26 protein-coding genes are annotated in these 25,007 nt (G+C 67.1%); 12 read left to right on the top strand and 14 right to left on the bottom strand.

The window, feature by feature from the left end:
* Nucleotides 1-82: 82 nt before the first annotated feature.
* Nucleotides 83-979 carry a site-specific tyrosine recombinase XerD gene (xerD, locus tag M6E97_RS02760; protein ID WP_003092629.1) on the bottom strand — a complete coding sequence of 299 codons (897 nt, stop codon included), beginning with the start codon at nucleotides 977-979 and terminating at the stop codon, nucleotides 83-85.
* 214 nt (nucleotides 980-1,193) lie between these two features.
* Between xerD and M6E97_RS02755 the strand changes: the two genes are divergently transcribed.
* Both M6E97_RS02755 and M6E97_RS02750 read left to right on the top strand, forming a co-directional pair.
* Nucleotides 1,194-3,029 carry a cation:proton antiporter gene (locus M6E97_RS02755; RefSeq protein WP_034005014.1) on the top strand — a complete coding sequence of 612 codons (1,836 nt, stop codon included), beginning with the start codon at nucleotides 1,194-1,196 and terminating at the stop codon, nucleotides 3,027-3,029.
* Between the two features lie 113 nt (nucleotides 3,030-3,142).
* Nucleotides 3,143-3,829, top strand: a complete 687-nt coding sequence (locus tag M6E97_RS02750; RefSeq protein WP_003092633.1) for a hypothetical protein — start codon at nucleotides 3,143-3,145, stop codon at nucleotides 3,827-3,829.
* 69 nt (nucleotides 3,830-3,898) lie between these two features.
* Here the strand turns inward: M6E97_RS02750 and M6E97_RS02745 are convergent, their stop codons facing one another.
* From M6E97_RS02745 to ffh, 6 genes are all read right to left on the bottom strand, one after another.
* The gene (locus M6E97_RS02745; protein WP_003092635.1) at nucleotides 3,899-4,324 is read right to left on the bottom strand and encodes an acyl-CoA thioesterase; all 426 of its coding nucleotides are present in this window, start codon (nucleotides 4,322-4,324) and stop codon (nucleotides 3,899-3,901) included.
* 151 nt (nucleotides 4,325-4,475) lie between these two features.
* Nucleotides 4,476-4,826: a 50S ribosomal protein L19 gene (rplS, locus tag M6E97_RS02740; protein ID WP_003092637.1), complete on the bottom strand. Its 351-nt coding sequence runs from the start codon at nucleotides 4,824-4,826 to the stop codon at nucleotides 4,476-4,478.
* A 41-nt stretch (nucleotides 4,827-4,867) separates the two neighbouring features.
* Entirely contained in the window at nucleotides 4,868-5,626 is a 759-nt protein-coding gene (gene trmD, locus M6E97_RS02735) for a tRNA (guanosine(37)-N1)-methyltransferase TrmD (protein WP_003119312.1), read from the bottom strand.
* A 6-nt stretch (nucleotides 5,627-5,632) separates the two neighbouring features.
* Nucleotides 5,633-6,160: a ribosome maturation factor RimM gene (gene rimM, locus M6E97_RS02730; protein WP_003092640.1), complete on the bottom strand. Its 528-nt coding sequence runs from the start codon at nucleotides 6,158-6,160 to the stop codon at nucleotides 5,633-5,635.
* A gap of 15 nt (nucleotides 6,161-6,175) precedes the next feature.
* Entirely contained in the window at nucleotides 6,176-6,427 is a 252-nt protein-coding gene (gene rpsP / locus M6E97_RS02725) for a 30S ribosomal protein S16 (protein WP_003109644.1), read from the bottom strand.
* Nucleotides 6,428-6,636: 209 nt separating this feature from the next.
* Nucleotides 6,637-8,010 carry a signal recognition particle protein gene (ffh, locus tag M6E97_RS02720; protein WP_003092645.1) on the bottom strand — a complete coding sequence of 458 codons (1,374 nt, stop codon included), beginning with the start codon at nucleotides 8,008-8,010 and terminating at the stop codon, nucleotides 6,637-6,639.
* A gap of 300 nt (nucleotides 8,011-8,310) precedes the next feature.
* Here ffh and M6E97_RS02715 point away from each other — a divergent pair, with 300 nt between their 5' ends.
* The 3 genes from M6E97_RS02715 (at nucleotide 8,311) to M6E97_RS02705 (ending at nucleotide 12,033) form a co-directional block, all read left to right on the top strand.
* Nucleotides 8,311-9,111, top strand: a complete 801-nt coding sequence (locus M6E97_RS02715; protein WP_003092649.1) for a cytochrome C assembly family protein — start codon at nucleotides 8,311-8,313, stop codon at nucleotides 9,109-9,111.
* Nucleotides 9,112-9,123: 12 nt separating this feature from the next.
* Entirely contained in the window at nucleotides 9,124-10,416 is a 1,293-nt protein-coding gene (locus tag M6E97_RS02710; RefSeq protein WP_003453700.1) for an HlyC/CorC family transporter, read from the top strand.
* A gap of 303 nt (nucleotides 10,417-10,719) precedes the next feature.
* Nucleotides 10,720-12,033, top strand: coding sequence for an MFS transporter (locus M6E97_RS02705; RefSeq protein WP_003092654.1), 1,314 nt, complete (start codon nucleotides 10,720-10,722; stop codon nucleotides 12,031-12,033).
* Nucleotides 12,034-12,040: 7 nt separating this feature from the next.
* Here M6E97_RS02705 and M6E97_RS02700 read toward each other — a convergent pair whose 3' ends face one another.
* From M6E97_RS02700 to M6E97_RS02680, 5 genes are read right to left on the bottom strand one after another with little or no spacing between them, the layout of a single operon-like run.
* Nucleotides 12,041-12,790, bottom strand: coding sequence for an SGNH/GDSL hydrolase family protein (locus tag M6E97_RS02700; protein ID WP_033939603.1), 750 nt, complete (start codon nucleotides 12,788-12,790; stop codon nucleotides 12,041-12,043).
* A 1-nt stretch (nucleotide 12,791) separates the two neighbouring features.
* A complete protein-coding gene (gene purT / locus M6E97_RS02695) occupies nucleotides 12,792-13,973 on the bottom strand; it encodes a formate-dependent phosphoribosylglycinamide formyltransferase (RefSeq protein ID WP_003092658.1) in 1,182 nt (393 codons plus the stop codon).
* A 37-nt stretch (nucleotides 13,974-14,010) separates the two neighbouring features.
* Nucleotides 14,011-14,205: a DUF1289 domain-containing protein gene (locus M6E97_RS02690; protein WP_003092660.1), complete on the bottom strand. Its 195-nt coding sequence runs from the start codon at nucleotides 14,203-14,205 to the stop codon at nucleotides 14,011-14,013.
* On the bottom strand, nucleotides 14,202-14,726 hold the full coding sequence (locus tag M6E97_RS02685) for a gamma carbonic anhydrase family protein (RefSeq protein ID WP_033939606.1): 525 nt from the start codon (nucleotides 14,724-14,726) through the stop codon (nucleotides 14,202-14,204). Before M6E97_RS02685 ends, M6E97_RS02690 begins: the two co-directional genes overlap by 4 nt.
* A gap of 37 nt (nucleotides 14,727-14,763) precedes the next feature.
* Nucleotides 14,764-15,375 (bottom strand): CoA pyrophosphatase, encoded by a 612-nt coding sequence (locus M6E97_RS02680; protein WP_003092664.1) that lies wholly within the window; start codon nucleotides 15,373-15,375, stop codon nucleotides 14,764-14,766.
* A gap of 140 nt (nucleotides 15,376-15,515) precedes the next feature.
* Here M6E97_RS02680 and M6E97_RS02675 point away from each other — a divergent pair, with 140 nt between their 5' ends.
* The 7 genes from M6E97_RS02675 to nagE all read left to right on the top strand — a co-directional run bounded on the left by M6E97_RS02675 (nucleotide 15,516) and on the right by nagE (nucleotide 24,028).
* Nucleotides 15,516-16,070, top strand: a complete 555-nt coding sequence (locus tag M6E97_RS02675) for an NUDIX hydrolase (protein ID WP_003092665.1) — start codon at nucleotides 15,516-15,518, stop codon at nucleotides 16,068-16,070.
* Between the two features lie 62 nt (nucleotides 16,071-16,132).
* Nucleotides 16,133-16,633 carry a L,D-transpeptidase family protein gene (locus M6E97_RS02670; protein WP_003092667.1) on the top strand — a complete coding sequence of 167 codons (501 nt, stop codon included), beginning with the start codon at nucleotides 16,133-16,135 and terminating at the stop codon, nucleotides 16,631-16,633.
* A gap of 242 nt (nucleotides 16,634-16,875) precedes the next feature.
* Nucleotides 16,876-17,619 (top strand): GntR family transcriptional regulator, encoded by a 744-nt coding sequence (locus M6E97_RS02665; RefSeq protein ID WP_003092669.1) that lies wholly within the window; start codon nucleotides 16,876-16,878, stop codon nucleotides 17,617-17,619.
* Nucleotides 17,620-17,635: 16 nt separating this feature from the next.
* Entirely contained in the window at nucleotides 17,636-18,727 is a 1,092-nt protein-coding gene (nagA, locus tag M6E97_RS02660) for an N-acetylglucosamine-6-phosphate deacetylase (protein ID WP_003104817.1), read from the top strand.
* Entirely contained in the window at nucleotides 18,724-19,746 is a 1,023-nt protein-coding gene (locus M6E97_RS02655; RefSeq protein ID WP_003092673.1) for an SIS domain-containing protein, read from the top strand. The genes nagA and M6E97_RS02655 overlap by 4 nt, the downstream gene beginning before the upstream one ends.
* 16 nt (nucleotides 19,747-19,762) lie before the next feature.
* Nucleotides 19,763-22,291 (top strand): phosphoenolpyruvate--protein phosphotransferase, encoded by a 2,529-nt coding sequence (ptsP, locus tag M6E97_RS02650; protein ID WP_003137920.1) that lies wholly within the window; start codon nucleotides 19,763-19,765, stop codon nucleotides 22,289-22,291.
* Between the two features lie 24 nt (nucleotides 22,292-22,315).
* A complete protein-coding gene (nagE, locus tag M6E97_RS02645) occupies nucleotides 22,316-24,028 on the top strand; it encodes an N-acetylglucosamine-specific PTS transporter subunit IIBC (RefSeq protein WP_003112082.1) in 1,713 nt (570 codons plus the stop codon).
* Nucleotides 24,029-24,229: 201 nt separating this feature from the next.
* On the opposite strand, the gene M6E97_RS02640 is transcribed toward nagE, so the two are convergent.
* Both M6E97_RS02640 and M6E97_RS02635 read right to left on the bottom strand, forming a co-directional pair.
* Nucleotides 24,230-24,547: a YqfO family protein gene (locus M6E97_RS02640; RefSeq protein ID WP_003092679.1), complete on the bottom strand. Its 318-nt coding sequence runs from the start codon at nucleotides 24,545-24,547 to the stop codon at nucleotides 24,230-24,232.
* A gap of 179 nt (nucleotides 24,548-24,726) precedes the next feature.
* Nucleotides 24,727-25,005 carry a CDGSH iron-sulfur domain-containing protein gene (locus M6E97_RS02635; RefSeq protein ID WP_003113822.1) on the bottom strand — a complete coding sequence of 93 codons (279 nt, stop codon included), beginning with the start codon at nucleotides 25,003-25,005 and terminating at the stop codon, nucleotides 24,727-24,729.
* Between the last annotated feature and the right edge of the window lie 2 nt (nucleotides 25,006-25,007).

The raw sequence follows: 25,007 nt of genomic DNA, 5'->3' as shown, positions 1-25,007 counted from the left end.
TATCCCGACGGGCCCGACGCTTGTCGCAGAACGCTACGAAAGCGCCTCTTTTCGGATAGGTACGGATTTTTCGGACAAAGCGTCAGCCTCGCGGGTGGTGGCGTGCGTGCAGATCCTGGAGGCGGGCCCGGGCGATATGGGTATAGATCTGGGTGGTCGACAGGTCGCTGTGGCCGAGCAGCATCTGCACCACCCGCAGGTCGGCGCCATGGTTGAGCAGGTGGGTGGCGAAGGCGTGACGCAGGGTGTGCGGCGAAATCGACGTGCCGATCGCCGCCACCTGCGCGTGATGCTTGATGCGATGCCAGAAGGTCTGGCGGGTCATCTGTTCGCCGCGCAGGCTGGGGAACAGCACGTCGCTGGGCCGCCCGCCGAGCAGGTCGCCGCGGGCCTCGCGCAGGTAGCGTTCGAGCCAGCCGATGGCTTCCTCGCCGAGCGGCACCAGGCGCTCCTTGCTGCCCTTGCCGAAGACCTTGACCACGCCCTGGCGCAGGTTGACCTGCTCCAGGGTCAGGCCGACCAGTTCGCTGACCCGCAGGCCGCAGGCATACAGCACTTCGAGCATGGTGCGATCGCGCAGGCCCAGCGGGTCGTCGACTTCCGGCGCCGCCAGCAATGCCTCGACGTCCGCTTCGGAGAGGGATTTCGGCAACGGCTTGCCCAGTTGCGGCAGGTCCACCTGCAAGGTGGGATCCTCGGCGATCAGGCCATCGCGCAGGCAATAGCGGTAGAAGCCACGCAGGCCGGAGAGGAAGCGCGCGGTCGAGCGAGCCTTGTAGCCCTGTTCCAGGCGCCAGGCCAGGTGATCGAGGATGGCGTCGCGGCCGATGCCCTCCAGGCGCAGCCCGCGGCCATCGAGCCAGGCGTTGAACTGCTGGAGGTCGTTGCGATAAGCCTCGCGGGTGTTGTCGGCAAGGCCTTTTTCCAGCCACAGGGCATCGAGGAAACGGTCGATCAGGGGATGTTCGAGGGTACTCATGGATGAAGGCTGCGAACCAAATGAAAGCGCGACTAGTCTTTCATAGCCTGGGCGCTATCGCGAGCGTTGGCCGTCATCGCCACGTAATGGTTAGTCAGGCCGGTCGACAGGAGGTCGGCCGGCTTCCCGTGCCCGCGGGAAAAAGCGGAGCCATGTGGCTCGATGGTTCGCCCCGGCTCAGGACGAGCGGAGCGACGCTGACAAGGAATCCTCGATGGACCAGAACGCTATCCTGCTCGCCCTCGGCGGCATCGGTGCCGCCGCCCTGCTCAGTCAATGGCTGGCCTGGCGCCTGCGCCTGCCAGCCATTCTTTTCCTGCTGCTGTCCGGGATCGTCGCCGGCCCCCTCCTCGGCTGGCTCGATCCGGACGAGATGTTCGGCCCCCTGCTGTTCCCACTGGTATCCCTGGCAGTGGCGCTGATCCTCTTCGAGGGCAGCCTGACCCTGCATTTCAGCGAATGGAAGGAAATCGGCACCGTGGTGCACCGAATGGTGACCATCGGCGCGCTCTCGACCTGGGGCGTGATCGCCCTGGCCGCCCACTACCTGCTCGACTTCAGCTGGGAAATGGCCCTGCTGTTCGGCACCCTGACCCTGGTCACCGGGCCCACGGTGATCGTCCCGATGCTGCGGGTGGTCCGGCCCAAGGCCGCGGTGGCGAACATCCTGCGCTGGGAAGGCATCGTCATCGATCCCATCGGCGCCCTGCTGGCGGTAGTGGTGTACAGCTTCATCATCTCCAGCGGCGAAGGCGACGGCTGGCTGCACAGCCTGCAGACCTTCGGCGGGGTGATCCTCTGCGGCAGCCTGTTCGGCATCCTCGGCGGCTGGGCGCTGGGCATCGTCCTGCGCCGCCACTGGCTGCCGGACTACCTGCACAACCTGGCGACGCTGGCCGCGGTGCTGGGCGTGTTCATCGCCTCGAACCAGGTGATGCACGAATCCGGACTGCTCGCCGTCACCCTGATGGGCATGGGCCTGGCCAACATGAAGGGCGTCGACGTACGGCAGATCCTGCACTTCAAGGAAAACCTCAGCGTCCTGCTGATTTCCGGCCTGTTCATCCTCCTGGCCGCACGCCTGGACATCAATGCCCTGCTCGGCCTGGGCCCGGCGGCGCTGCTGGTGTTGCTGCTGATCCAGTTCGTCGCCCGTCCGCTGAACGTGGCGCTGTCGACCTGGGGTTCGCCGCTGAGCTGGCGCGAGCGCGCCCTGCTCAGCTGGATCGCCCCGCGCGGGATCGTCGCCGCGGCGGTCTCGGCGATCTTCGCCATCCGCCTGGGCGCCGAAGGCCATGCCCAGGCGGCGCTGCTGGTGCCGCTGACCTTCCTGGTGATCATCGGCACGGTGGTCCTGCAAAGCGCCACCGCCCGCCCCCTGGCGCGCCTGCTGAAGGTCGCCGAGCCCTCGCCCAGCGGCTACCTGATCGTCGGCGCCAATCCGGTCGGGCGCGCCATCGGCAAGACCCTGAAGAGCCTCGGCAGCCGCGTGCTGCTGACTGATTCGAGCTGGGAAAACATCCGCGCCGCCCGCATGGACAACCTGCCCACCTATTTCGGCAACCCCACCTCGCAGCACGCCGAAGCCCACCTCGACCTGGTCGGCATCGGGCATTTGCTGGGGGTTTCTCCGGCCGGCGAGTTGAACACCCTGGCGGCCATGCGCTTCCGCCACGAGTTCGGCCATCGCCAGCTGTTCGGCCTGCCGACCAGCCAGGAAGCCAAGCGTACCGACAAGCACCGCTCCAGCGACGAACACCGTGGCCGCCCGCTTGGCCAGCGACCGCTGACCTACGCGCAGTTCGCCAGCCTGCTGTCGCGCGGCGCCGAAATCCGCACCACCCTGCTCACCGACACCTTCGGCTGGAACGACTACCAGGCGCTGCACGGCGAGTCCGCGATCCTGCTGTTCGCCCGCGATCCGAACGGCAGGATGCACGTCGCCACGCCACAGTCCACGCTGGCGCCGGGCACCGGCTGGACGCTGCTGTCGCTGATCGAGGCGGAACCGTCAGTCAGCAAGTCGCAGGCCACGGAAATCGCCGACTAGACTTCAACGAACCGACGAAAGACCGTCGTCACCCTATCCAAGGTTGGGTGACAAACGAAGCCCACGAAGAGGATGATTGCATCTAGCCATCATCCTCTTTTTTTCATCAGGCCATGACCATGTCCAATCAACAACATTCCCGCCTGGGCCAGATCCTGATCAACAAGGGGCTGATTAGCGCCGCCCAACTGGACGCCGCGATCCAGGCGCAGTTGAGCAACCACAAGCGCCTGGGCGAAACCCTGATCGAGCAGGGCCTGCTGAGCGAACGGCAACTGAAGAAGGCGCTGAAGAAGCAGACCAACCTGCGCCTGGCCGCGACCCTGGTCGCCGCCCTGCTCAGTCCGTTCCAGATGGCCAGCGCCGACATCCAGCGTATGCAGCCGCCAGCGGCCATGAGCCGCCAGGAGTTGCCGAAGAACCTGCGTCCGCTGACCGACGTTGAGATGAGCAACGTCAACGCCCAGGGCCTCAACGAAAGCCTCGAGGGCCTGTTCCTGAAGGCCGAGGGCGGCGACGGCCTGGCCGCGGTGAAGCAACTGGCGAAGCTGGTGATGCCGGTGCTCGACAGCCTGGAGGCGGAAACCTCGATGAGCGACGTTCGCTACGAAACCGGCAAGACGCAAAGCACGCTCAACCCCGACGGCTCGGTCAACCTGCGCCTGCCGAGCAGTATCGGCGAGGTGCGCTTCGACAATATCCGCATTGCCGGCGCGCCGCGCGAGCAGACGTTCGGCAGTGTCAGCCTGCAACAGATCGACCTGTCCCAGGCTTCCCTGAAGATCAGCCTGCGGCCCTGATCCCAACCCAGGGCCGGATCGTCCGGGGATATGGAAAAGGCACCCGTGGGTGCCTTCTTTCCGCCTGGCTCAAGCCGCCTGGCTGGCCGGGAACCCCGGCAGGACCGGAACCGGCCGCTTTTCGTCGTCGATGGCGACGAAGCTGAACAGGCCGTGTATGGCCTTCTCGCGACCGTCGGCGTACATGCTTTCCAGGTACACCTCGACCTCCACCTTGAGGCTGGTGTTGCCGACCTTGACCACCCGGCCGACCAGTTCGACGATCGAGCCCGCCGGGATCGGGTGGTTGAAGTCGATGCGATCGGTGGAGACGGTCACCAGCGGCAGGCGGCAGAAACGGGTCGCGGTGATGAACGAGACCTCGTCCATCCAGGCCAGCGCAGTTCCGCCGAACAGGGTGTTGTGGTGATTGGTGGTGGGCGGGAATACCGCCTTGGTCACACGGGTTTCGGAAAGCTCGGTGCGACGCAGGATTTCTTGCTCTCTGGGGGTCATGCCACGAATACCGGATGGAGTGGCTGCCTGGGTGCCGCGGATGTTGTACTGGTTATGCGCTGCCGTGGGCAGTAGGAAGCGCCGCCGGAAAGGCGAACGCCAGACATGAAAAAAGCAGCCCTCGGGCTGCTTTTCTCGGAGAAGAACCGGATTAGACCAGTTTTTCCTTGATGCGCGCGGCCTTGCCGGACAGGGCGCGGAGGTAGTACAGCTTGGCCTTGCGCACGTCGCCGCGACGCTTGACGCTCAGGCTGTCGACGATCGGGCTGTAGGTCTGGAAGGTACGTTCCACGCCCACGCCGTTGGAGATCTTGCGCACGGTGAAGGCGCTGTTCAGGCCACGGTTGCGTTTGGCGATGACGACGCCTTCGAAGGCCTGCAGACGCTGACGGTCGCCTTCCTTCACCTTGACCTGGACGATCACGGTGTCGCCGGGGGCGAACGCCGGGATCTCTTTGTTCATCTGTTCAGCTTCGATCTGCTGAATGATCTTGTTGGTCATGCTGTGCTCCTAAGACCGGCAATCGGCCAGCCATCGATACGTTAACTATCGTCCCGCTGACGGATGTATTCCGCCAGCAGCTTCTGCTCTTCTCCAGAAAGCGAGCGGCTATCCAGAAGATCGGCGCGTCGTTCCCAGGTCCGCCCAAGGGCCTGCTGCAAACGCCAACGCCGGATGTGTTCATGGTTGCCACTGAGCAACACTTCAGGAACACGTTTGTCCGCGTACACCTCGGGTCGGGTGTAGTGCGGGCAGTCGAGCAGGCCATCCGTGAAGGAGTCCTCCTCGGCGGAATCTGCATGACCCAATGCACCGGGCAGCAACCGCGTCACTGCATCGACCAGCACCATGGCCGGCAACTCACCGCCGGACAGGACATAATCGCCGATCGACCATTCTTCATCGACGTGCTCTTCGATGAAGCGCTCGTCGATGCCTTCGTAGCGCCCGGCGATGAGGATCAACGCTTCCTCTTCGGCCAGTTCGCGTACGCCCGCCTGCGTCAGCTGGCGGCCTTGCGGCGAAAGGTAGATCACCTTCGCCTTCCTGCCCCCGGCGGCTTGCCTGGCATCCGCCAGCGCGCCCTCCAGAGGCTTGATCTTCATCACCATGCCAGGGCCACCGCCGAAGGGCCGGTCGTCCACCGTCTGGTGGCGGTCCTCGGTGTAGTCCCGTGGATTCCAGCAGGTCAGCGTGAGCAGCCCCTGCTTTACCGCACGGCTGGTGATGCCATAGTCACTGATCGCGCGGAACATCTCCGGAAAGATGCTGACGACGCCCACCCACAAACGCTTGTCCATGGATGATCAGAAGTCCGCGTCCCAGTCCACCCGCATCTCGCCAGCGGCCAGGTCGATCGACAGCACGCACTGCCCGGTGTAGGGCAACAGGCGCTCGCGGTCGTCCAGGCTGCCCGCGCAGGGCTTGACCACCATGACATCGTTGGCACCGGTTTCCAGCAGATGGTCGATCACGCCGAGCAACTGCCCGCCCTGGTCGATCACCTTCAGGCCTTCCAACTGGTGCCAGTAGTACTCACCTTCCTCGAGAGAGGGCAACTCGCTACGCGGGATGCAGATCTCGTAACCGGTGAAGGTGCGGGCCTCTTCGCGATCGTCGAGCCCCTTGAGCTTGGCGGCCAGGACCTTGCCATGCAGGCGCCCCCTGACCAGCTCGGCCTGCCGAATCTCGCCGTCGCGCCGGAGCGTCCAGCGGCGATAGTCCAGCAGGTTGTCCAACGGGTCGGTAAAGGAATACACCTTCACCTCACCGCGGATGCCGTACACCGAAACGATCTTGCCGATCACGACCAGGTCGTCGGCGGGTGTCGGCATTTCACTCATGACGGCTTAGGCGTTTGCCTTGGCAGCGTCCTTGAGCAGCTGAGCAACGCGCTCAGACGGCTGTGCACCCTGGGCGAGCCAGTAGGTAGCACGCTCCTGGTCGACGGACAGACGCACTTCGCCACCAGTCGCAACCGGGTTGAAGAAACCGATGCGCTCGACGAAGCGACCATCGCGCGCATTGCGGCTGTTGGTCACGGTCAGGTGGTAGAAGGGGCGCTTTTTGGAGCCGCCACGAGCAAGACGGATGGTTACCATGTGAACTTCGTTCCTGTAGTCGGTGCTTGCAAAATGAATGCACGCTGGGCCCACGGCCCGAAAGGCCGCATATTCTAAGGATTATCGGGGAATTTGCAAATCTCTTTTTCGGCCACCCATCGACCGGCGCGGAGAGCGCGAGAAGCGCGCGGTCCGCCCGCCGGCCGACGGCGCGGAACCGCCGGCGTGGCCAGCGGCCGCGCGTCCGATCAAAGCTTGGGCATGCCCCCCGGGAACATGCTGCCCATGCCTCGCATCATCTTGGCCATGCCGCCCTTGGCGGTGACCTTCTTCATCATCTTCTGCATCTGCTTGTGCTGCTTGATCAGCCGGCCAACGTCCTGCACCTGGGTACCGGAGCCAAGGGCGATGCGGCGCTTGCGCGAGCCGCTGATCATTTCCGGATCGCGCCGTTCGCCGGGCGTCATCGAGTTGATGATCGCCTCCATCTGCTTGAACTGTTTCTCCGCAGCGCCCTGGGCATTGCCCATCTGCGCCAGGTTGACCCCGCCGAGCATCGGCAGCTTGTCCATGAGCCCGCCGAGGCCGCCCATGTTCTTCATCTGTTGCAACTGGTCGCGGAAGTCTTCCAGGTCGAAGCCCTTGCCCTTCTTGATCTTCTTCGCCAGCTTCTCGGCCTTGTCGCGGTCGAGGTTCTGCTCGGCCTGTTCGATCAGGCTGAGCACGTCGCCCATGCCGAGGATGCGCGAGGCCACGCGGTCGGGATGGAACGGATCGAGCGCTTCGCTCTTCTCGCCCATGCCGAGGAACTTGATCGGCTTGCCGGTGATCGCCCGCACCGAGAGCGCGGCACCGCCACGCGCGTCGCCGTCGACCTTGGTCAGGACCACGCCGGTCAGCGGCAAGGCGTCATTGAAGGCCTTGGCGGTGTTGGCGGCGTCCTGGCCGGTCATGGCATCGACCACGAACAGGGTTTCCGCCGGCTTGATCGCCGCGTGCACCTGCTTGATCTCGTCCATCATGTCGGCATCGATGTGCAGGCGGCCTGCGGTATCGACGATCACCACGTCGATGAACTTCAGCCTCGCCTCGCGGATCGCCGCCTCGGCGATGGCCACCGGCTTCTGGCTGACGTCGGAAGGGAAGAAGGTTACGCCGACCTCGCCCGCCAGGGTTTCCAGCTGCTTGATCGCGGCGGGACGGTAGACGTCGGCGGAAACCACCATCACCGACTTCTTCTTGCGTTCCTTAAGGAAGCGCGCCAGCTTGCCCGCGGTGGTGGTCTTGCCCGCGCCCTGCAGGCCGGCCATCAGGATCACCGCCGGCGGCGCGACGCTCAGCGCCAGGTCCTCGTTGGCCGCCCCCATCAGTTCCTCGAGTTCGGCGCGGACGATCTTCACGAACGCCTGTCCCGGGGTCAGGCTCTTCGAGACCTCGGTGCCGACGGCGCGCTCCTTGACCTTGTTGACGAAGTCCTTGACCACCGGCAGGGCCACGTCGGCCTCGAGCAGGGCCATGCGCACTTCGCGCAGAGTGTCCTTGATGTTGTCCTCGGTCAGCTTGGCCTTGCCGGTGACATGGCGAAGCGTCTGCGAGAGGCGGTCTGTAAGGTTTTCGAACATGCGCGATCCTTCCACGGGGGTTGCGGCAAGCGGCGGATTATAACCAAGAGCGCGTCGCGGGACACGCGATGAAAGACGGAGTGTGTGTCCGGCGACGACCGGAGGCCAGCCTCAAGTCCTTGATTTGCCGATGCGTTCCGTCTTTGCCGAAGCGACTGCCGGGCCAGGAGGTCACGGCGCCCGCGGCAGGCGGCCCGCCAACCCGGCCACAGGTACGAGAGAACTGTTCGCAACGGCTTTCTCGCGACGCTCGATCTATGCCAAACTCCCTTCCTTTCGGGCCCGCGATTACAAGGACTTATGCATCCCCTGCTGCCCAGCCTCATCGCTGCTGTTCTCTATCTCGGCACCGCCGCCTACCAGGGTGCCTGTGTGTCCAAGCGCACCGCGCCGGGCAAACCCCTGCTGCTCCTGTTCGGACTCCTGGCACTGGTCGCCCACGCCTTCAGCCTCTACCAGCAATTGCTGACCCCGGCCGGCCTGGTGCTGGACTTCTTCAACGCCGCCAGCCTGATCGCCGCCGCGGTAATCCTCCTGACCCTGCTGGCGACCTTGCGGATACCGGTGGAGAACCTGCTCCTCCTTCTATTCCCGCTGGGCGCCCTCACCACCCTGCTGGCGGTACTCATCCCCCACGGCACCGTCGAGCCGATCAACGAACAACCAGGCATCCTGGCCCACATCCTGCTCTCGATCCTGGCCTACGGCCTGCTCACCATCGCGGTGTTCCAGGCGCTCTTGCTACTGCTCCAGGATTACCGCCTCAAGCACAAGCATCCGTCCGGGCTGATCCGCAACTTCCCGCCCCTGCAAACCATGGAAAGCCTGCTGTTCGGCTTCCTCTGGGGCGGCTGGTCGCTGCTTTCGCTGTCGCTGCTGTCCGGATGGCTGTTCGTCGACAACCTGTTCGCCCAGCACCTGGCGCACAAGACCATCCTGTCCTGCTTCGCCTGGGTGGTCTTCGCCGTGCTCCTCTGGGGTCGCCACCAGCTCGGCTGGCGGGGCCACAAGGCGATCCGCTGGACCCTGGCCGGTTTCTGCCTGTTGATGTTGGCGTACTTCGGCAGCAAGCTGGTGCGGGAATTCATCCTGCACATCTGATGGGCCTCCTTCATGGATGAACTGCACCCCGGGTACCTGGTCGGCCTGCTGGTTCTCCTGGTCGCCTGCTCGGCGTTCTTCTCCTGCGTCGAGACCGCCCTGCTCAACCTCGACCGTTACCGCCTGCGCCTACAGGCCAAGCAAGGCCTGCGCGGGGCCCGGCGCAGCAGTTGGCTGCTGCTGCACGACGACCGCCTGCGCGGCACCCTGTTGTTCGGCCGCACCCTGGTCAACGTCAGCGCCGCCGCCCTGGCCAGTTGGGCCGCGCTGCACCACTGGGGCGTCATCGGCCTGGCCGTCGCCATCCCTGGCATGACCCTGCTCCTGCTGCTGTTCGGCGCCCTGCTGCCGCGCCGCTACGGCGCCCTTCGCTCGGAACGCGTCGCCCTGCCGCTCAGCCTGCCGCTCCTGATCCTGCAGCGCCTGTGCTGGCCCCTGCTGTGGCTGCTGACCCTGCTGAGCAACGCGCTGCTGCGCCTGCTCGGCGTCGCCGCGGCGGAACAGGACGACAGCGGACGCAGCCGCGACGAAGAGGCCCTGCATCCGGCCGACAATCCCCAGGCCAGCGAGGTCAACCGGCATGACATGCTGCTCGGCCTGCTGGACCTGGAGAAGGTCACGGTCAACGACCTGATGATCCCGCGCAACGAAATCGAAGGCATCGACCTCGACGACGAACTCGAGGTCATCGTCGAGCAGTTGCGCACCACCAGCCACACCCGCCTGCCGGTCTACCGCGACGACGTCAACCAGATCGAAGGGGTCGTGCACATGCGCCAGATCGCGCGCCTGCTGACCCAGGGCCGCCTGACCAAGGAGAATCTCCGCCAGGCCTGCATGGAGCCGTATTTCGTGCCGGAAAGCACGCCGCTGTCGACCCAGCTGGTGAACTTCCAGAAGGAGAAGCGCCGTATCGGCGTGGTGGTCGACGAATATGGCGAGGTGATCGGCATCGTCACGCTGGAGGACATCCTCGAAGAGATCGTCGGCGACTTCAACGACCTCGACAGCCTCGACAACCCGGATATCCAGGCCCAGGAAGACGGCAGCTTCGTCATCGACGGCAGCGCCAACCTGCGCGAGCTGAACAAGTCGCTTGGCTGGCAATTGCCCTGCGACGGCCCGAAGACTCTCAACGGCCTGGTCACCGAAGCCCTGGAGCAGATCCCCGATTGCGCGGTGTGCCTGCGCATCGGCCCCTACTGCCTGGAAATCCAGCAGTCGGCGGAAAACCGTGTGAAAAGCGTGCGCGCCTGGCATCCCCGCGCGCTGACCCCGCTGGTCGAAAGCGACGCCAGCGTCTAATCCGGGATTGCCGAACCCGCCCTGCGGCGCTCTATAATCGACCCCAGCTTATCCAGCCCTGCCGCCGGTTCCGCCGCTACCCGCAGCCCGAGCCCCGGCCAGTCACCCGCCAGTCCCGCCTGCCCGCCCGGCCCCGATGCCGACGGTACCAGCCGGCGCACGGCGCGCAGCCCCATCCTCCCTGCGCGACCGATCTCGTCCGCCCCACCCGGGCGCCGCGCCGCCGCATCGGCGCACTGGCCATAACCATCCGGCCGCACGGAAGCACTCCGTCGTGCCCCGACTGCCAGGGACCTTCCCACCATGACCGCCGCCACCCTCGCCGCCGACGCCGCTCCGGAACCGGCCAACTCGACCACCCGGGTCGCAGTCGCCAGCTTCATCGGCACCGCCATCGAGTTCTACGATTTCTACGTCTATGCCACTGCCGCCGCCCTGGTGATCGGTCCGGTATTCTTCCCGCAGACATCCGGCACCGCGCAGATGCTCAGCGCCTTCCTCACCTTCGGCATCGCCTTCCTCGCCCGTCCGCTGGGCTCGGCGCTGTTCGGCCACTTCGGCGACCGCATCGGGCGCAAGTCGACCCTGGTCGCCTCGCTGCTGCTGATGGGGGTATCCACTACCCTGATCGGCGTCCTCCCCGGCTACGACAGCATCGGCTACTGGGCGCCGTTGCTGCTCTGCGTGCTGCGCTTCGGCCAGGGCCTCGGCCTCGGCGGCGAGTGGGGCGGCGCCGCGCTGCTGGCCACGGAGAACGCGCCGGCCGGCAAGCGCGCCTGGTTCGGCATGTTTCCCCAGCTCGGCCCGTCGATCGGCTTCCTCGCCGCCAACGGCCTGTTCCTGGCCCTGGCGATGCTGCTCAGCGAGGAGCAGTTCCGTGACTGGGGCTGGCGGATCCCGTTCCTGCTCAGCGCGGCGCTGGTCGTGGTCGGCCTCTACGTACGCCTGAAGCTGGCGGAAACCCCGGTGTTCGCCAAGGCCATGGCCAAGCACGAGAGGGTCCGCCTGCCGATCGCCGAGCTGTTCGCCCAGCACTGGCGGCCGACCCTGCTCGGCGCCCTGGCGATGGTGGTGTGTTATGCGCTGTTCTATATCTCCACGGTGTTCTCGCTGAGCTACGGGGTGGCCAGCCTCGGCTTCAGCCGCGAGGAGTTCCTTGGTCTGCTGTGCCTCGCGGTGCTCTTCATGGCCGCCGCCACGCCGCTGTCGGCCTGGCTCAGCGACCGCTTCGGACGCAAGCCGGTACTGCTGCTCGGCAGCCTGGCGGCGATCGCCTCCGGCTTCGCCATGGAGCCGCTGCTCAGCCAGGGCTCGACGTTCAGCGTCGCCCTGTTCCTCTGCATCGAGCTGTTCCTGATGGGGGTCACCTTCGCCCCGATGGGCGCGCTGCTGCCGGAAATATTCCCCACCCACGTGCGCTACACCGGCGCGTCGGCGGCCTACAACCTGGGCGGCATTCTCGGCGCCTCGGTGGCGCCCTATATCGCCCAGAAGCTGGTCGGCATCGGCGGCCTGGGCTGGGTCGGCGGCTACGTCTCCGCAGCGGCGCTGCTCAGCCTGCTGGCGGTGCTGTGCCTGAAGGAAACCCGCGACAACGACCTCGGCGCAGTGTCCTGAGTCTCGCTCAGGCTACCGCGGCGCCGCCCTTCTCCCTCGCCGCCAACCAGTCGGCGAGGGCCCCGGCCCAGACCTGGTAGCCCAGCTGCGACGGATGAAAGCCGTCGATGGCCAGGTAGTCCGGAAGCAGGTCCAGCGAGATCGGACAGTAGCCGGCGCCGGTCGCGCCAGCGAGATCGCGCAGCGCCTCGTCGAGCAGCTGCCCGCGCCATCCCAGCAGGGCCCGCAGCAACCCGGGCAAGGCGGAAAAATGCCGCAGCGGCGGCACCGCGGTGCAAGTCACCTGCGCGCCGGCCGCCTGGAAGCCGTCGATCAGGGCCGCGCAGTCGGCACGCCAGCGTTCGAGGGAGCGCAGGCTGGTGGTGTCATTGACGCCGAAGACCAGGATCACCTGGTCGAAGAAACGTCCCGCCACCTGCGGTAGCAGGCGTTCGCGCGCCTCGCCGCTGGTGATGCCGTTCTCGCCCAGCGCCTGCCAGGCCACCGGGCGGCGCAGACGCTCGCCCAGCGCCGCGGCCAGGCGGCCGGCCAGGGCGTAGTCCAGGCAACTGGCGCCGACCCCGGCCACTGTCGACTCACCGAACAACAGCAAGCGCAGCGGCTCTTCGGCACCGGACCCACCGACCAGCCCTTCGCGAGGTCCCGCCGCGGGCGCCAGGCGCAAGGCTCGGCGGCGGGTGCGGATAGCCAGCGGCACCGCCAGCGGCAGCAACGGCAGAGCCGCCGCCCACCAGGCCAGCGTTGCCAGCCGGCGCATCTCAGAGTTCGACGCGAACCGCCTGGGCGGCCCGGGTCGCCTTGGCGCGAGCGGCGTCGATCGACTCGTCGCGCGCCAGGGCCACGCCCATCCGCCGCTGGCCATCCACTTCCGGCTTGCCGAACAGGCGTAGCGCCGTATCCGCCTCGCTCAGCGCGGCGCCGAGGTTGGCGAAAGCGACCTGCCGGGACTTGCCTTCCACCAGGATCACCGCCGAGGCCGACGGGCCAAGCTGGCGGATCACCGGGATCGGCAGGCCGAGGATCGCCCGCGCGTGCAGCGCGAACTCGGAAAGATCCTGGGAAATCAGGGTCACCAGGCCGGTATCGTGCGGTCGCGGCGACACCTCGCTGAACCACACCTGGTCGCCCTTGACGAACAGTTCGACGCCGAACAGCCCGCGTCCGCCGAGGGCCTCGGTCACTGCCCGGGCGACCCGCTCGGACTCGGCCAGGGCCTGCGCGCTCATCGCCTGCGGCTGCCAGGACTCGTGGTAGTCGCCCTTGACCTGGCGGTGACCGATCGGCGCGCAGAAAGTGGTGCCGTCGACGTGGCGCACGGTGAGCAGGGTGATTTCGTAGTCGAAATCGATGAAGCCCTCGACGATCACCCGGCCCTTGCCGGCGCGCCCGCCTTCCTGGGCATAGTCCCAGGCCGCCTGCAGGTCGTCGGGGCCTTTCAGGACGCTCTGGCCCTTGCCAGACGAACTCATGATCGGCTTCACCACGCAGGGGTAGCCGACGCGCTCGACGCCACGGCGGTAGTCCTCGAAGGTATCGGCGAAGTGATAGGGCGAGGTCGGCAGGCCGAGTTCCTCGGCAGCCAGCCGGCGGATACCCTCGCGGTTCATGGTCAGTTGCGCGGCGCGGGCGGTGGGCACCACGGTGTAGCCTTCGGCCTCCAGCTCGACCAGGGTGGCGGTGGCGATGGCCTCGATCTCGGGCACGATGTAGTGCGGCTTCTCCTGCTCGATCACCGCGCGCAGGGCGGCGCCGTCGAGCATGCTGATCACGTGGCTGCGATGCGCCACCTGCATGGCCGGCGCGTTGCCATAGCGATCGACGGCGATCACTTCGCAACCCAGGCGTTGCAGCTCGATGGCGACTTCCTTGCCCAGCTCGCCGGAGCCACAGAGAAGGACGCGGGTCGCGCTCGGCGACAGGGGGGTACCGATACGGGTCATGGAAGAACCTCGGAAATGAAAGAAAACGGAATCCGCTTCAGGCGGAACCGCTGACCAGCCCTTGCGCCTTGGCGCGCTCGAAACAGCGACCGAGCACCTCGCGGCGCTCGTCGTTGCTCATCAGGCCCCAGCGGGTGATCTCGGCCGCCGTGCGCTGGCAGCCGATGCAGATGTCCTGCTCGTCCAGCGCGCAGACATGCACGCAGGGCGAAGCCACCGGTCGCTCGTTCACGCCGGGTCCTCGACGAGGTCGCGGGCGTAACGGCGGGCATTGTGCACATAGTGGGCGGCGCTGGCCTCGAGCATCTTCTTCTGCGGCTCGCTCAGCTCGCGCACTACCTTGCCCGGCGAGCCCATCACCAGCGAGCCGTCGGGAATCTCCTTGCCCTCGGGAATCAGCGCGTTGGCGCCGATGATGCAGTACTTGCCGATCTTCGCCCCATTGAGGATCACCGCGTTGATCCCCACCAGGCTGTAGTCGCCCACGCTGCAACCATGCAGCATGGCGTTGTGGCCGACGGTGACGCCCTTGCCGAGGGTCAGCGGATAGCCCATGTCGGTGTGCATCACCGAGCCGTCCTGGACGTTGCTGTTCTCGCCGATATGGATCAGCTCGTTGTCGCCGCGCAGCACCGCGCCAAACCAGACGCTGGCGCCGGCATCCAGGCGAACCTTGCCGATCACCGCTGCGCTGGGCGCGATCCAGCTGTCGGGATGGGTTTCGACGCGGGCATCGCCCAGGCGGTATTTCATCGCGATCTCCTCATGGCCGGGGTCTGCGCCCCGTCGGTCAACTCAGTTTGATGAACGAAGCCGGCGGCGTGTGCAGGTCGATGGGGTCGTCGTACAGCAGGTTGACCAGCTCCACCACCATGATGGCCGTCAGGCCCCAGATCTTGAACTCGCCGAAGCGATAGCTGGGCACGTACCAGCTGCGGCCGAAGTAGTCGATACGGTGGGTAACCTCGCGCGGGTCGTCGCGAAAGAAACTCAGCGGCACGTTGAACACCGCGGCGATCTCGCCGTCGTTGGGCTGGTACTCGACGAAGTCGGGAATGAAGGCGACATAGGGAGTGACCTCGATACCATGCCGCGAGACCAGGGTGCTCAGCGGCCCGACCACTTCCACCAGGCCCGGCGGCAAGGCGATCTCCTCCTCCGCCTCGCGCAGGGCGGTGCGCACCAGGTCGGCGTCTTCCGGGTCGCGCCGCCCGCCGGGGAAGGCGACCTCGCCGCCATGGGTGGACAAACCGGCGGCGCGCAGGGTCAGCACCAGCTCCGGATCGTCGCTGCGGGTGATGGGCACCAGCACGGCCGCTTGGGGGAAGCGCTGGTCGGTATCCAGTTGGCGGGGGCGGTGCGCCTCGATGCGTTGGCGCAGCTCGTCGAGCGTGCAGTTCATACTGCCGGGGTTTCCGAGGTCTTGTCGTTTCCCCGAGATCATGGCACGAAAGCCCCGGCCAGCCCACCCCTCCCGCACGGGGCCTTGTCGCCTCCCGGCCAGCCGAGCAAGATAGGCCTTTCCCCGAAGAAGAACCTGGCATGAAATTCTGCAGCCTGTGCGGCGCCACGGTGGTCCAGCGCATCCCGGACGGCGACAACCGCCTGCGCTACGTCTGCGACGCCTGCCACACCGTGCACTACCAGAACCCGCGTATCGTCGCCGGCAGCCTGCCGGTGTGGGACGGCCAGGTCCTGCTCTGCCGTCGCGCCATTGCGCCGCGCCTGGGCTACTGGACGCTGCCGGCCGGCTTCATGGAGAACGGCGAGACCCTCGCCCAGGCGGCGGCCCGCGAGACAGAGGAAGAAGCCAACGCGCGGATCGGCGACCTGCAGCTCTATACCCTTTTCGACCTGCCGCACATCAGCCAGGTCTACCTGTTCTTCCGCGCCGAGCTGCTCGACCTGGATTTCTCCGCCGGCGATGAAAGCCTGGAGGTGCGGCTTTTCGACGAAGCGGAGATTCCCTGGTCGGAGCTGGCTTTTCCGACCATCGGCCGTACCTTAGAATGCTACTTCAGCGACCGCCGCGAAGGCTGCTTCCCGGTGCGCAACGAAGCCATTGCACCTATGCTGGCTTCCTATAAGAAAGACTGAACGCCAAACACTCGAACACCGCCGCCGTTGCGGCTCAAGGGAACATCGGGGATTTCACTTCCATGCGCTGGTTGCTTGCTTTGCTGTGCTTGACCTTCGCCAGTCTGACCCAGGCCAATGCCGCGCCGAGCCTGGAAGGCAAGGTGGACAAGGTCCTGGTGCTCAAGTCCGAGCGAAAACTGCTGCTCCTCAACAAAGGCAACGTCCTGAAAAGCTACCGTGTCTCGCTGGGCAAGCGCCCGACCGGCCCGAAGCTGGCCGAAGGCGACAACCGCACCCCGGAAGGCTTCTACTGGATCGACTGGCGCAAGACCAGCAACAACTACAACCTCTCCATGCACATTTCCTACCCCAACGCCCGCGACGTGGCCAAGGCCCGGGAAAAGGGCCTGCCGGCCGGTGGCATGATCATGATCCACGGCACCCCGCTGGATGACGAATACCCGGAGTGGTACTTCTCCACCCTGGACTGGACCAATGGCTGTATCGCCATGAACAACACCGACATGCGCGAAGTCTGGAGCGTGGTGAAAGACGGCACGCTGATCGAGATCCGCCCCTGACAGAACCAGGCTGATACCACTCGTCAGCCGTCAGCCACGCCAGGAACGCCGCCGCGAGATTTTCCGGCGGCGTTTTCTTTTATCCGTCAAACCCTTGCATCCCTTACTCAGGCCGAGTCAATCGACGGGACGGCCGGCTGACGCGTGCGCGACGCACAACTGGCATTGACGTGGTATTCAAGTGGTATTAATTTTCCCAGCATTACCGGGCGACAACAACACAATCCGCATCGGAACCTCTCATGAAGACAGCCCACGACCTGCTCCTGGCCCTGCGTCCCGACGAGGCGCAACCCACCCCCCTCTATCTGCAGCTGGCGCGCAATCTCGAGAGCGCGATCCATGCCGGCCAGTGGAAAGCGGAGGAAGCGCTGCCCTCCGAACGCAACCTCAGCGAAACCTTGAACATTTCCCGCGTCACCGCGCGCAAGGCCCTCGAAGTACTCTTCGAGCAGGGGCTGATCCGCCGCAACCAGGGCTCCGGCACCTTCATTACGCCGCGTCTCGAACAACCGCTGTCGCGTCTCTCCAGCTTCAGCGAGATGCTCCGCCTGAAAGGCTTCACCCCCGGCTCCACCTGGTTGGAGCGCGGCATCGCCCTGCCCACCCACGACGAACTGATCCGCCTCGGCCTCTCGCCGACCGAAAAGGTCGCGCGCATGAAGCGCCTGCGCAAGGCCGACGGCACGGTGATGGCGATCGAGAACAGCACCCTGCCGGCACGCCTGCTGCCGGATCCGACAGCGGTCGGCGATTCCCTCTACGAATACCTGGACGGCATCGGTCGCCCGGTGGTCCGCGCCCTCCAGCACGTGCGCGCGATCAACGCGTCCGCGTCCGATGCCGCGTTGGTCGGCATCGCGCCGGGCACCGCGATGCTGCTGATGACCCGGATCGGCTACCTCGAGGACAACACCCCGATCGAGCTGACCGACACCTACTGCCGCAACGACTACTACGACTTCGTCGCCGAACTGCGACGCTGACCGACACGGAGCCGCCATGCTCGAAGGCAACATTCTCACCCCGCAAGGCTGGGTCCTCGGCCGCCTGCACATCCAGGACGGACGTATCCAGCGGATCGAAGGCGAGCCCTGCGATCCGGCCGGCAACGCCGATCCATACCTGCTGCCAGGCTTCATCGACCTGCATGTGCACGGCGGCGGCGGCCGCGACATCATGGAAGGCGGCGACGCCTTCGCCACCATCGCCCGCACCCACCGGCGCTTCGGCACGACCTCGCTGCTGGCCACCACCATGACCGCACCGCGCGAGGAGATCGCCGACATCCTCAGCCAGCTCGGCGATTACTGCCGCCGCTCGCTGGAGGGCGGTTCACGGATACTCGGCGTGCACCTGGAAGGCCCCTACATCAACTCCGGCAAGCTCGGCGCGCAGCCCAACTTCGCCCATGCCGCGGTGCTCGAGGAAGTCGAGGACTACCTGCGCCGCGCGCCGATCCGGGTGATCACCATCGCCCCCGAGATCGCCGGACACCGGCCGCTGATCCGCGCCCTCGCCGAGCGCGGCGTACGCCTGCAGATCGGCCATACCCTGGGCAGCTACGAGGATGGCGTGGCCGCACTGGAAGCCGGCGCCAGCAGCTTCACCCACCTCTACAACGCGATGACCGGCCTGCACCACCGCGAACCGGGTATCGTCGGCGCGGCCCTGGCCCACGCACGCTACGCCGAGCTGATCCCCGACCTGCTGCATGTCCATCCCGGCGCCATCAGGGTGGCCCTGCGTTCGATCCCGTGCCTGTACTGCGTGACCGACTCCACCGCCGCCGCCGGCATGCCCGACGGCCAGTACAAGCTCGGCAGCCACACGGTGACCAAGTGCCTGGGCGGCGTGCGCCTGCCCGACGGCACCCTGGCCGGCAGCACCCTGACCATGGACCAGGCGCTGCGCAACCTGGTGAAGATCGGCCTGCCCCTGGCCGAAGCCTCGCAACGCCTTTCGCAATTCCCCGCCGATTACCTCGGCCTCGCCGAGCGCGGCCGCCTGGCGCCCGCAGCCTGGGCCGATGTGGTGCGCCTGGATCGCTCCCTGGAACTCGACGCCGTGATGGTGGAAGGAGAACTCGAATGACTTCGCTGATGCTCGAGGAAGCGCTCTCCGCCGCCGCGGTGGCGAGCCGTCAACTGGCCGTGCTCGACGCCTGCCTGCCGGCGCTTGGCCAGCGTCTGCGGGAGGTCGATCCGAACCTGGCACTGACTGTCGCGCGCGGCAGCTCCGACCATGCCGCCAGCTACTTCGCCTACCTGGCCATGCAGCACGCCGGCTTGCCGGTGGCCTCGCTGCCCATGTCGGTGGTGACCCTGAACCGCTCGCCGCTGCGTGTCGCCGGGCAGGCCGTCTTCGCTTTCTCGCAGTCCGGGCAGAGCCCCGATCTCGTGGACAGCCTGCGCATCCTGCGCGAACGCGGCGCCCTGGGCATCGCCCTGGTGAATGCCGAGGATTCGCCGCTGGAAGCCGCCAGCGAATTCGTCGTGCCGCTCTGCGCCGGCAGCGAGCGCAGCGTCGCAGCGACCAAGAGCTTCATCGCCACGCTCAGCGCCAGCGCCCGCCTGCTCGCCCACTGGCAGCGCGACAATGCCCTGCTGGCCGCAGGCCAGGGCCTGGCGGCCGGGCTGGAGCAGGCCGCCAGGCTCGACTGGTCGCCGGCCATCGAGGCCCTGCGCGACTGCCAGCGGCTGATGGTGATCGGTCGCGGCGCCGGCTACGCCATCGCCCAGGAGGCCGCGCTGAAATTCAAGGAAACCTCGGCGATCCAGGCCGAGGCCTTCAGCAGCGCCGAGGTCCGCCATGGACCGATGGCGCTGGTCGAGGAGCGCTATCCGCTGCTGGTGTTCGCTCCCCGCGGCCCGGAGCAGGAAGGCCTGCTGGCGCTCGCCGAGGATATGCGCCAGCGCGGTGCACAGGTATTGCTCGCCGCCCCGGACGACATCGCCGAACGCGACCTGCCGCTGCAGCGCGCCGCGCATCCGGCGCTCGATCCGATCCTGGCGATCCAGAGTTTCTACGTCATGGCCGCCGGCCTGGCCGAAGCCCGCGGCATGGACCCGGACCAGCCACGGCACCTGAGCAAAGTCACCCGAACCCACTGAGCCTGAGCGCGCGCCCATGAACAACAAGAATCTCGCCCTCAAAGCGCCCCTGAGCGGCCCCGTGATGCCGCTCAACCGAGTACCCGACCCGGTGTTTTCCAGCGGCACCCTGGGCGAAGGCATCGCCATCGACCCGCTCAACGACTGCCTGCACGCGCCCTGCGCCGGGCTGGTCAGCCACCTGGCGCGAACCCGCCACGCGCTCAGCCTGCGCGCCGACAACGGTGCCGAGTTGCTGCTGCACGTCGGCCTCGACACCGTACAGCTGCAAGGCGAGGGCTTCGAAGCGCTGGTCGAGGAAGGTGCGCGGGTGATCGAGGGCCAGCCGCTGCTGCGCTTCGACCTGGACCGCGTCGCCCGCGGCAGCCGCAGTCTGATCACGGTGATGATCCTGACCAACGGCGACGGCTTCCAGGTACGCCCGCTGACCACCAACCCGGTGGAGGTCGGCGCGCCGCTCCTGCAACTGAGTCCGGAGAAGGCCGAGCAACGTCCGGCCAATCCCGCGCCTGGCGAAGGCTCCGCGCAGCGCCAGGTTCGCGGGCGGGCGCGGGTCGCCCATCATGGCGGTCTGCACGCACGCCCGGCAGCGCTGCTACGCAAGACCGCGCAGGGCTTTTCCAGCCAGGCCGAACTGCACTTCGCCGGGCAGGTGGCCAGCGTCGACAGCCTGGTCGGCATCATGGGCCTGGGGGTCGCCGAACAGGACGAGGTAGAGGTGATCTGTCGCGGCGAAGACAGCGAGGCGGCCCTCGGCGCCCTGCTCGCGGCCCTCGCCAGCGCCACCGCGGGGGCTCCGAAGGAGGCTCCGCGCGCCATCGCCCCGGGCGAGGCGGCGCGACCTGCGGCTGTCGCCGGTACCCTGGCCGGCGTCTGCGCTTCGCCCGGCCTGGCCAGCGGTCCCCTGGCGCGGCTCGGCGCCATCAGCCTGCCGGCGGATGACGGCCGGCATCGTCCCGAGGAACAGCACCTCGCCCTGGACCAGGCCCTGCAACGGGTGCGCGACGACGTACAGGGGAGCCTGCAGCAGGCCAGGCTCGGCGGCGACGAGAACGAAGCGGCGATCTTTTCCGCGCATCTCGCGCTGCTGGAAGACCCGGGTCTGCTGGACGCCGCCGACATGCTGATCGACCAGGGCGTCGGCGCCGCCCACGCCTGGCACCGGGCGATCCAGGCCCAGTGCGAGATTCTCCAGGCGCTGGGCAACCTGCTGCTGGCCGAGCGCGCCAACGACCTGCGCGACCTGGAAAAACGCGTGCTGCGGGTACTGCTCGGCGACACCGCGCCGTTGCGGGTGCCTGCTGGCGCCATCGTCGCCGCCCGGGAGATCACCCCCTCCGACCTCGCGCCGCTGGTGGATGCCGGCGCGGCTGGCCTGTGCATGGCCGAAGGCGGCGCCACCTCCCACGTGGCCATCCTCGCCCGCAGCAAGGGCCTGCCGTGCCTGGTGGCGCTCGGCGCCGGGCTGCTGGAGCTGGAGGAAGGCCGGCAGGTGGTGCTGGACGCCGGCCAGGGGCGGCTGGAACTCAGCCCCGACGCTCGACGCCTGGAGCAGGTCGCCTTGCAAGTGGCGCAGCGCGAGGAACAACGCCGCCGCCAGCAGGCCGATGCGCAGCGCGAGGCGCTCACCCGCGACGGCCGGCGCATCGAGATCGGCGCCAACGTCGCCTCGCCGCGCGAGGCTGCCGAAGCCTTCGCCAACGGCGCCGACGGGGTCGGCCTGCTACGCACCGAGTTTCTCTTCCTCGAGCGCCGCGCCGCGCCCGACGAAGAGGAACAGCGCAACGCCTACCAGGAGGTCCTGGACGCCATGGGCCAGCGCAAGGTGATCATCCGCACCATCGATGTCGGCGGCGACAAGCACCTCGACTACCTGCCGCTGCCGGTGGAAGAAAACCCAGCGCTGGGCCTGCGCGGCATCCGCCTCGGCCAGGCGCGCCCGGAACTGCTCGACCAGCAGTTGCGCGCGCTGCTCAGGGTCGAACCGCTGGAACGCTGCCGGATACTGCTGCCGATGGTCAGCGAGGTCGACGAACTGCGCGCCATCCGTGGCCGCCTCGGCGAGCTGGCCACGCAGTTGGGGATCGAGCGCCTGCCCGAACTCGGGGTGATGATCGAGGTGCCCTCCGCCGCCCTGCTCGCCGATCAACTGGCCGAACACGCCGACTTCCTCTCCATCGGCACCAACGACCTGTCGCAGTACGCCCTGGCCATGGACCGTTGCCACGCCGGCCTGGCCGACCGCATCGACGCCCTGCACCCGGCGCTGCTGCGACTGATCGCCCAGACCTGCGCCGGAGCAGCCCGTCACGGCCGCTGGGTCGGCGTCTGCGGTGCGCTGGCCTCGGACCCGCTGGCGACACCGGTCCTGGTCGGCCTCGGGGTCGAGGAATTGTCCGTCGGCCCGAACCTGGTCGGCGAGATCAAGACCCGGGTGCGCCAGCTCGACGCCGCCGAATGCCGCCGCCACGCCCAGGCGCTGCTGGACCTGGGCAGCGCCCGGGCGGTGCGCGACGCCTGCCTGCAACACTGGCCGCTGGCCTGACAAGAACAATCGGAGACCACCGCCATGCCCCCGTTCCTGATCGAAAGCCTGCAACGCCTGGGCCGCGCCCTGATGCTGCCGATCGCGATCCTGCCGATCGCCGGCCTGCTGCTGCGCCTGGGCGACGTCGACCTGCTCGACATTCCGCTGGTCCACGACGCCGGCAAGGCGATCTTCGCCAACCTGGCGCTGATATTCGCCATCGGCATCGCCGTCGGTTTCGCTCGCGACAACAACGGCACCGCCGGCCTGGCCGGCGCCATCGGCTACCTGGTGATGATCTCGGTACTCAAGGTGATCGATCCGGGCATCGACATGGGCGTGCTCTCCGGCATCATCAGCGGCCTGGTGGCTGGCGCCCTGTATAACCGCTTCAAGGACGTGAAGCTGCCGGAATACCTGGCGTTTTTCGGCGGCCGCCGCTTCGTGCCGATCGCCACCGGGATCAGCGCGGTCTGCCTGGGCCTGCTGTTCGGGGTGATCTGGCCACCGCTGCAACAGGGCATCAACGGCCTCGGCCAGCTCATGCTGGAAAGCGGCAGCTTCGGCGCCTTCGCCTTCGGCGTGCTGAACCGCCTGCTGATCGTCACCGGGTTGCACCACATCCTCAACAACCTGGTGTGGTTCGTCTTCGGCAGCTTCACCGATCCGGAAACCGGGCGCGTCGTCACCGGCGACCTGGCGCGCTATTTCGCCGGCGACCCGAAGGGCGGCCAGTTCATGGCCGGGATGTTCCCGGTGATGATGTTCGGCCTGCCCGCCGCCTGCCTGGCGATGTACCGCAACGCCCGTCCGGAGCGGCGCAAGCTGATCGGCGGACTGCTCCTGTCGATGGCCTTGACCGCCTTCCTCACCGGCGTCACCGAGCCGGTGGAGTTCGCCTTCATGTTCCTCGCGCCGCTGCTCTACCTGCTGCATGCGCTGCTCACCGGCCTGTCCATGGCCCTCACCGACCTGCTCGACATCCGCCTCGGCTTCACCTTCTCCGGTGGCGCCATCGACCTCGCCCTGGGCTGGGGCCGTTCCACCCACGGCTGGATGCTCTGGCCGCTGGGCCTGCTCTATGCCGGCATCTATTACCTGGTGTTCGACTTCTGCATCCGCCGCTTCAACCTGAAGACCCCGGGCCGCGAAGACGACGCGAGCAGCGAATCGGGCGACAACACCGAAGCCGAGCGCGCCCCGGCATTCATCCGCGCCCTGGGTGGCGCAGCCAACCTCGAAGTGGTGGACGCCTGCACCACGCGCCTGCGTCTGCGCCTGGTCGACCGCGACAAGGCCTCGGACGCCCAACTCAAGGCCCTCGGTGCGATGGCCGTGGTACGTCCGGGCAAGGCCGGCAGCCTGCAGGTGGTGGTCGGCCCACAGGCCGACAGCATCGCCGACGAGATCCGCCGCGCCCTGCCCTTCGATACGCAACCGGGCGAAGCCGTACCGCCGCTGGGCAGTCCGAACACAGCCGAAGAGGTGGTGTCGATGCAGGCCACCGTCGACGCCGCCGAAGCCCAGGCCTGGCTCGGCGCCCTCGGCGGCGCCGGCAACCTGCGCGAGGTACGGGACGTCGCACTGACCCGCCTGCGGGTCAGCGTGGCGGACGAACGCAAGCTGGCCACCGAGCAACTGCGTCGTCTCGGCGGACAGGGCGTCAGTTCCCTCGCCGGCGGCATCTGCCATATCCTGGTGGGCCCCCGCGCCGCGGCCTTGAGCCAGGCCCTGCAACCGCTGCTGCGGCGCTGACGGCAGGAGGGCTGGACCTCGGCCAATCGGCGGATAACCGCCAAGCGATTATCCGCCCTACGCCACAGCTCCCACGCTCGGGTTCGATAATCGCGAGACGGTTGTTCGCGCCACGCCACAGCCCCGGGTCGGGCTCTCCCCGTGAGGCGGATAACGAAAAGGGCGGCCACTGGCCGCCCTTCTTGCTTGTCCGAGGAAAACTCAGAAGACCATGTCGGTCAGGCGCCAGACCTCGTAGGCCGGGGTCTCATAGGGATGCGCCGCCTTCAGCGCCTTGACGCTGGCGTGGATGAGCTCGTCGGCCACCACCAGCTCCACTTTCCACTCCGCCACGTGCTCGACCTGGCCGACCTGGCCCAGGTAGGGTTGGCTACCGTCCAGGGGCCGGAACTGGCCCTGGCCAAGGGACTGCCAGCAGCAACTGTCGTACGCCCCGATGCGCCCGCCACCCGCGGCAAACACCGCTTGCTTGACGACATCCAGATGGCTCTCAGGCACATAGAAACACAGCTTGTACATCGTTTTCTCCGCACGAATCGAATGCTGCACGAGGCGGTCGGTGGTTGTGCGACTGCCGACGCCAAATAATGGCACTTTGCCTTGACATGATGAATATTTGACGCTGTCTTTACGACAGATAAGCGCAACATTTGTTCGCCCGTCACAACACCTTCGTGCGGGCGTTCACAGATTTACGTTCAGCCGCGGAAACGCCGCCACCTGGCCTTCAGCCCGGAGGCGGAAGGCGCATGGCTACCGTCGCAATACGGCAGGTCGGCAGAGCGCCCGCAGCGGCACAACAGCAACAGGCGCTCGCGGGTCGCGTGGAGCGTCAGGCCGTTGCGGCAGTCGGCGGGACAATCGGGAAGCGAAGCCGAAGCCCCGCAGGTACAGAGCCGCAAGGTGTCGCCGGGAGAGACCCGGCGAACCTCGGGAAGAAGGTCGGGCGACGAGTTGGAGTCCGCATCGCCCGCCATGC

The organism is Pseudomonas sp. B111 (assembly GCF_026428275.1).
In the GTDB taxonomy this organism is placed as follows: Bacteria; Pseudomonadota; Gammaproteobacteria; order Pseudomonadales; family Pseudomonadaceae; genus Pseudomonas; species Pseudomonas aeruginosa.
The sequence above is the reverse complement of the archived record's forward strand: the minus strand, read 5'-3'. Positions and strand labels throughout refer to the sequence as shown.

Excerpts from the sequence above, each read along its gene's own strand:
- xerD (WP_003092629.1), bottom strand. The coding sequence starts at position 979 with ATGAGTACCCTCGAACATCCCCTGATCGACCGTTTCCTCGATGCCCTG.
- M6E97_RS02755 (WP_034005014.1), top strand. The coding sequence starts at position 1,194 with ATGGACCAGAACGCTATCCTGCTCGCCCTCGGCGGCATCGGTGCCGCC.
- M6E97_RS02750 (WP_003092633.1), top strand. The coding sequence starts at position 3,143 with ATGACCATGTCCAATCAACAACATTCCCGCCTGGGCCAGATCCTGATC.
- M6E97_RS02745 (WP_003092635.1), bottom strand. The coding sequence starts at position 4,324 with ATGACCCCCAGAGAGCAAGAAATCCTGCGTCGCACCGAGCTTTCCGAA.
- rplS (WP_003092637.1), bottom strand. The coding sequence starts at position 4,826 with ATGACCAACAAGATCATTCAGCAGATCGAAGCTGAACAGATGAACAAA.
- trmD (WP_003119312.1), bottom strand. The coding sequence starts at position 5,626 with ATGGACAAGCGTTTGTGGGTGGGCGTCGTCAGCATCTTTCCGGAGATG.
- rimM (WP_003092640.1), bottom strand. The coding sequence starts at position 6,160 with ATGCCGACACCCGCCGACGACCTGGTCGTGATCGGCAAGATCGTTTCG.
- rpsP (WP_003109644.1), bottom strand. The coding sequence starts at position 6,427 with ATGGTAACCATCCGTCTTGCTCGTGGCGGCTCCAAAAAGCGCCCCTTC.
- ffh (WP_003092645.1), bottom strand. The coding sequence starts at position 8,010 with ATGTTCGAAAACCTTACAGACCGCCTCTCGCAGACGCTTCGCCATGTC.
- M6E97_RS02715 (WP_003092649.1), top strand. The coding sequence starts at position 8,311 with ATGCATCCCCTGCTGCCCAGCCTCATCGCTGCTGTTCTCTATCTCGGC.
- M6E97_RS02710 (WP_003453700.1), top strand. The coding sequence starts at position 9,124 with ATGGATGAACTGCACCCCGGGTACCTGGTCGGCCTGCTGGTTCTCCTG.
- M6E97_RS02705 (WP_003092654.1), top strand. The coding sequence starts at position 10,720 with ATGACCGCCGCCACCCTCGCCGCCGACGCCGCTCCGGAACCGGCCAAC.
- M6E97_RS02700 (WP_033939603.1), bottom strand. The coding sequence starts at position 12,790 with ATGCGCCGGCTGGCAACGCTGGCCTGGTGGGCGGCGGCTCTGCCGTTG.
- purT (WP_003092658.1), bottom strand. The coding sequence starts at position 13,973 with ATGACCCGTATCGGTACCCCCCTGTCGCCGAGCGCGACCCGCGTCCTT.
- M6E97_RS02685 (WP_033939606.1), bottom strand. The coding sequence starts at position 14,726 with ATGAAATACCGCCTGGGCGATGCCCGCGTCGAAACCCATCCCGACAGC.
- M6E97_RS02680 (WP_003092664.1), bottom strand. The coding sequence starts at position 15,375 with ATGAACTGCACGCTCGACGAGCTGCGCCAACGCATCGAGGCGCACCGC.
- M6E97_RS02675 (WP_003092665.1), top strand. The coding sequence starts at position 15,516 with ATGAAATTCTGCAGCCTGTGCGGCGCCACGGTGGTCCAGCGCATCCCG.
- M6E97_RS02670 (WP_003092667.1), top strand. The coding sequence starts at position 16,133 with ATGCGCTGGTTGCTTGCTTTGCTGTGCTTGACCTTCGCCAGTCTGACC.
- M6E97_RS02665 (WP_003092669.1), top strand. The coding sequence starts at position 16,876 with ATGAAGACAGCCCACGACCTGCTCCTGGCCCTGCGTCCCGACGAGGCG.
- nagA (WP_003104817.1), top strand. The coding sequence starts at position 17,636 with ATGCTCGAAGGCAACATTCTCACCCCGCAAGGCTGGGTCCTCGGCCGC.
- M6E97_RS02655 (WP_003092673.1), top strand. The coding sequence starts at position 18,724 with ATGACTTCGCTGATGCTCGAGGAAGCGCTCTCCGCCGCCGCGGTGGCG.
- ptsP (WP_003137920.1), top strand. The coding sequence starts at position 19,763 with ATGAACAACAAGAATCTCGCCCTCAAAGCGCCCCTGAGCGGCCCCGTG.
- nagE (WP_003112082.1), top strand. The coding sequence starts at position 22,316 with ATGCCCCCGTTCCTGATCGAAAGCCTGCAACGCCTGGGCCGCGCCCTG.
- M6E97_RS02640 (WP_003092679.1), bottom strand. The coding sequence starts at position 24,547 with ATGTACAAGCTGTGTTTCTATGTGCCTGAGAGCCATCTGGATGTCGTC.
- M6E97_RS02635 (WP_003113822.1), bottom strand. The coding sequence starts at position 25,005 with ATGGCGGGCGATGCGGACTCCAACTCGTCGCCCGACCTTCTTCCCGAG.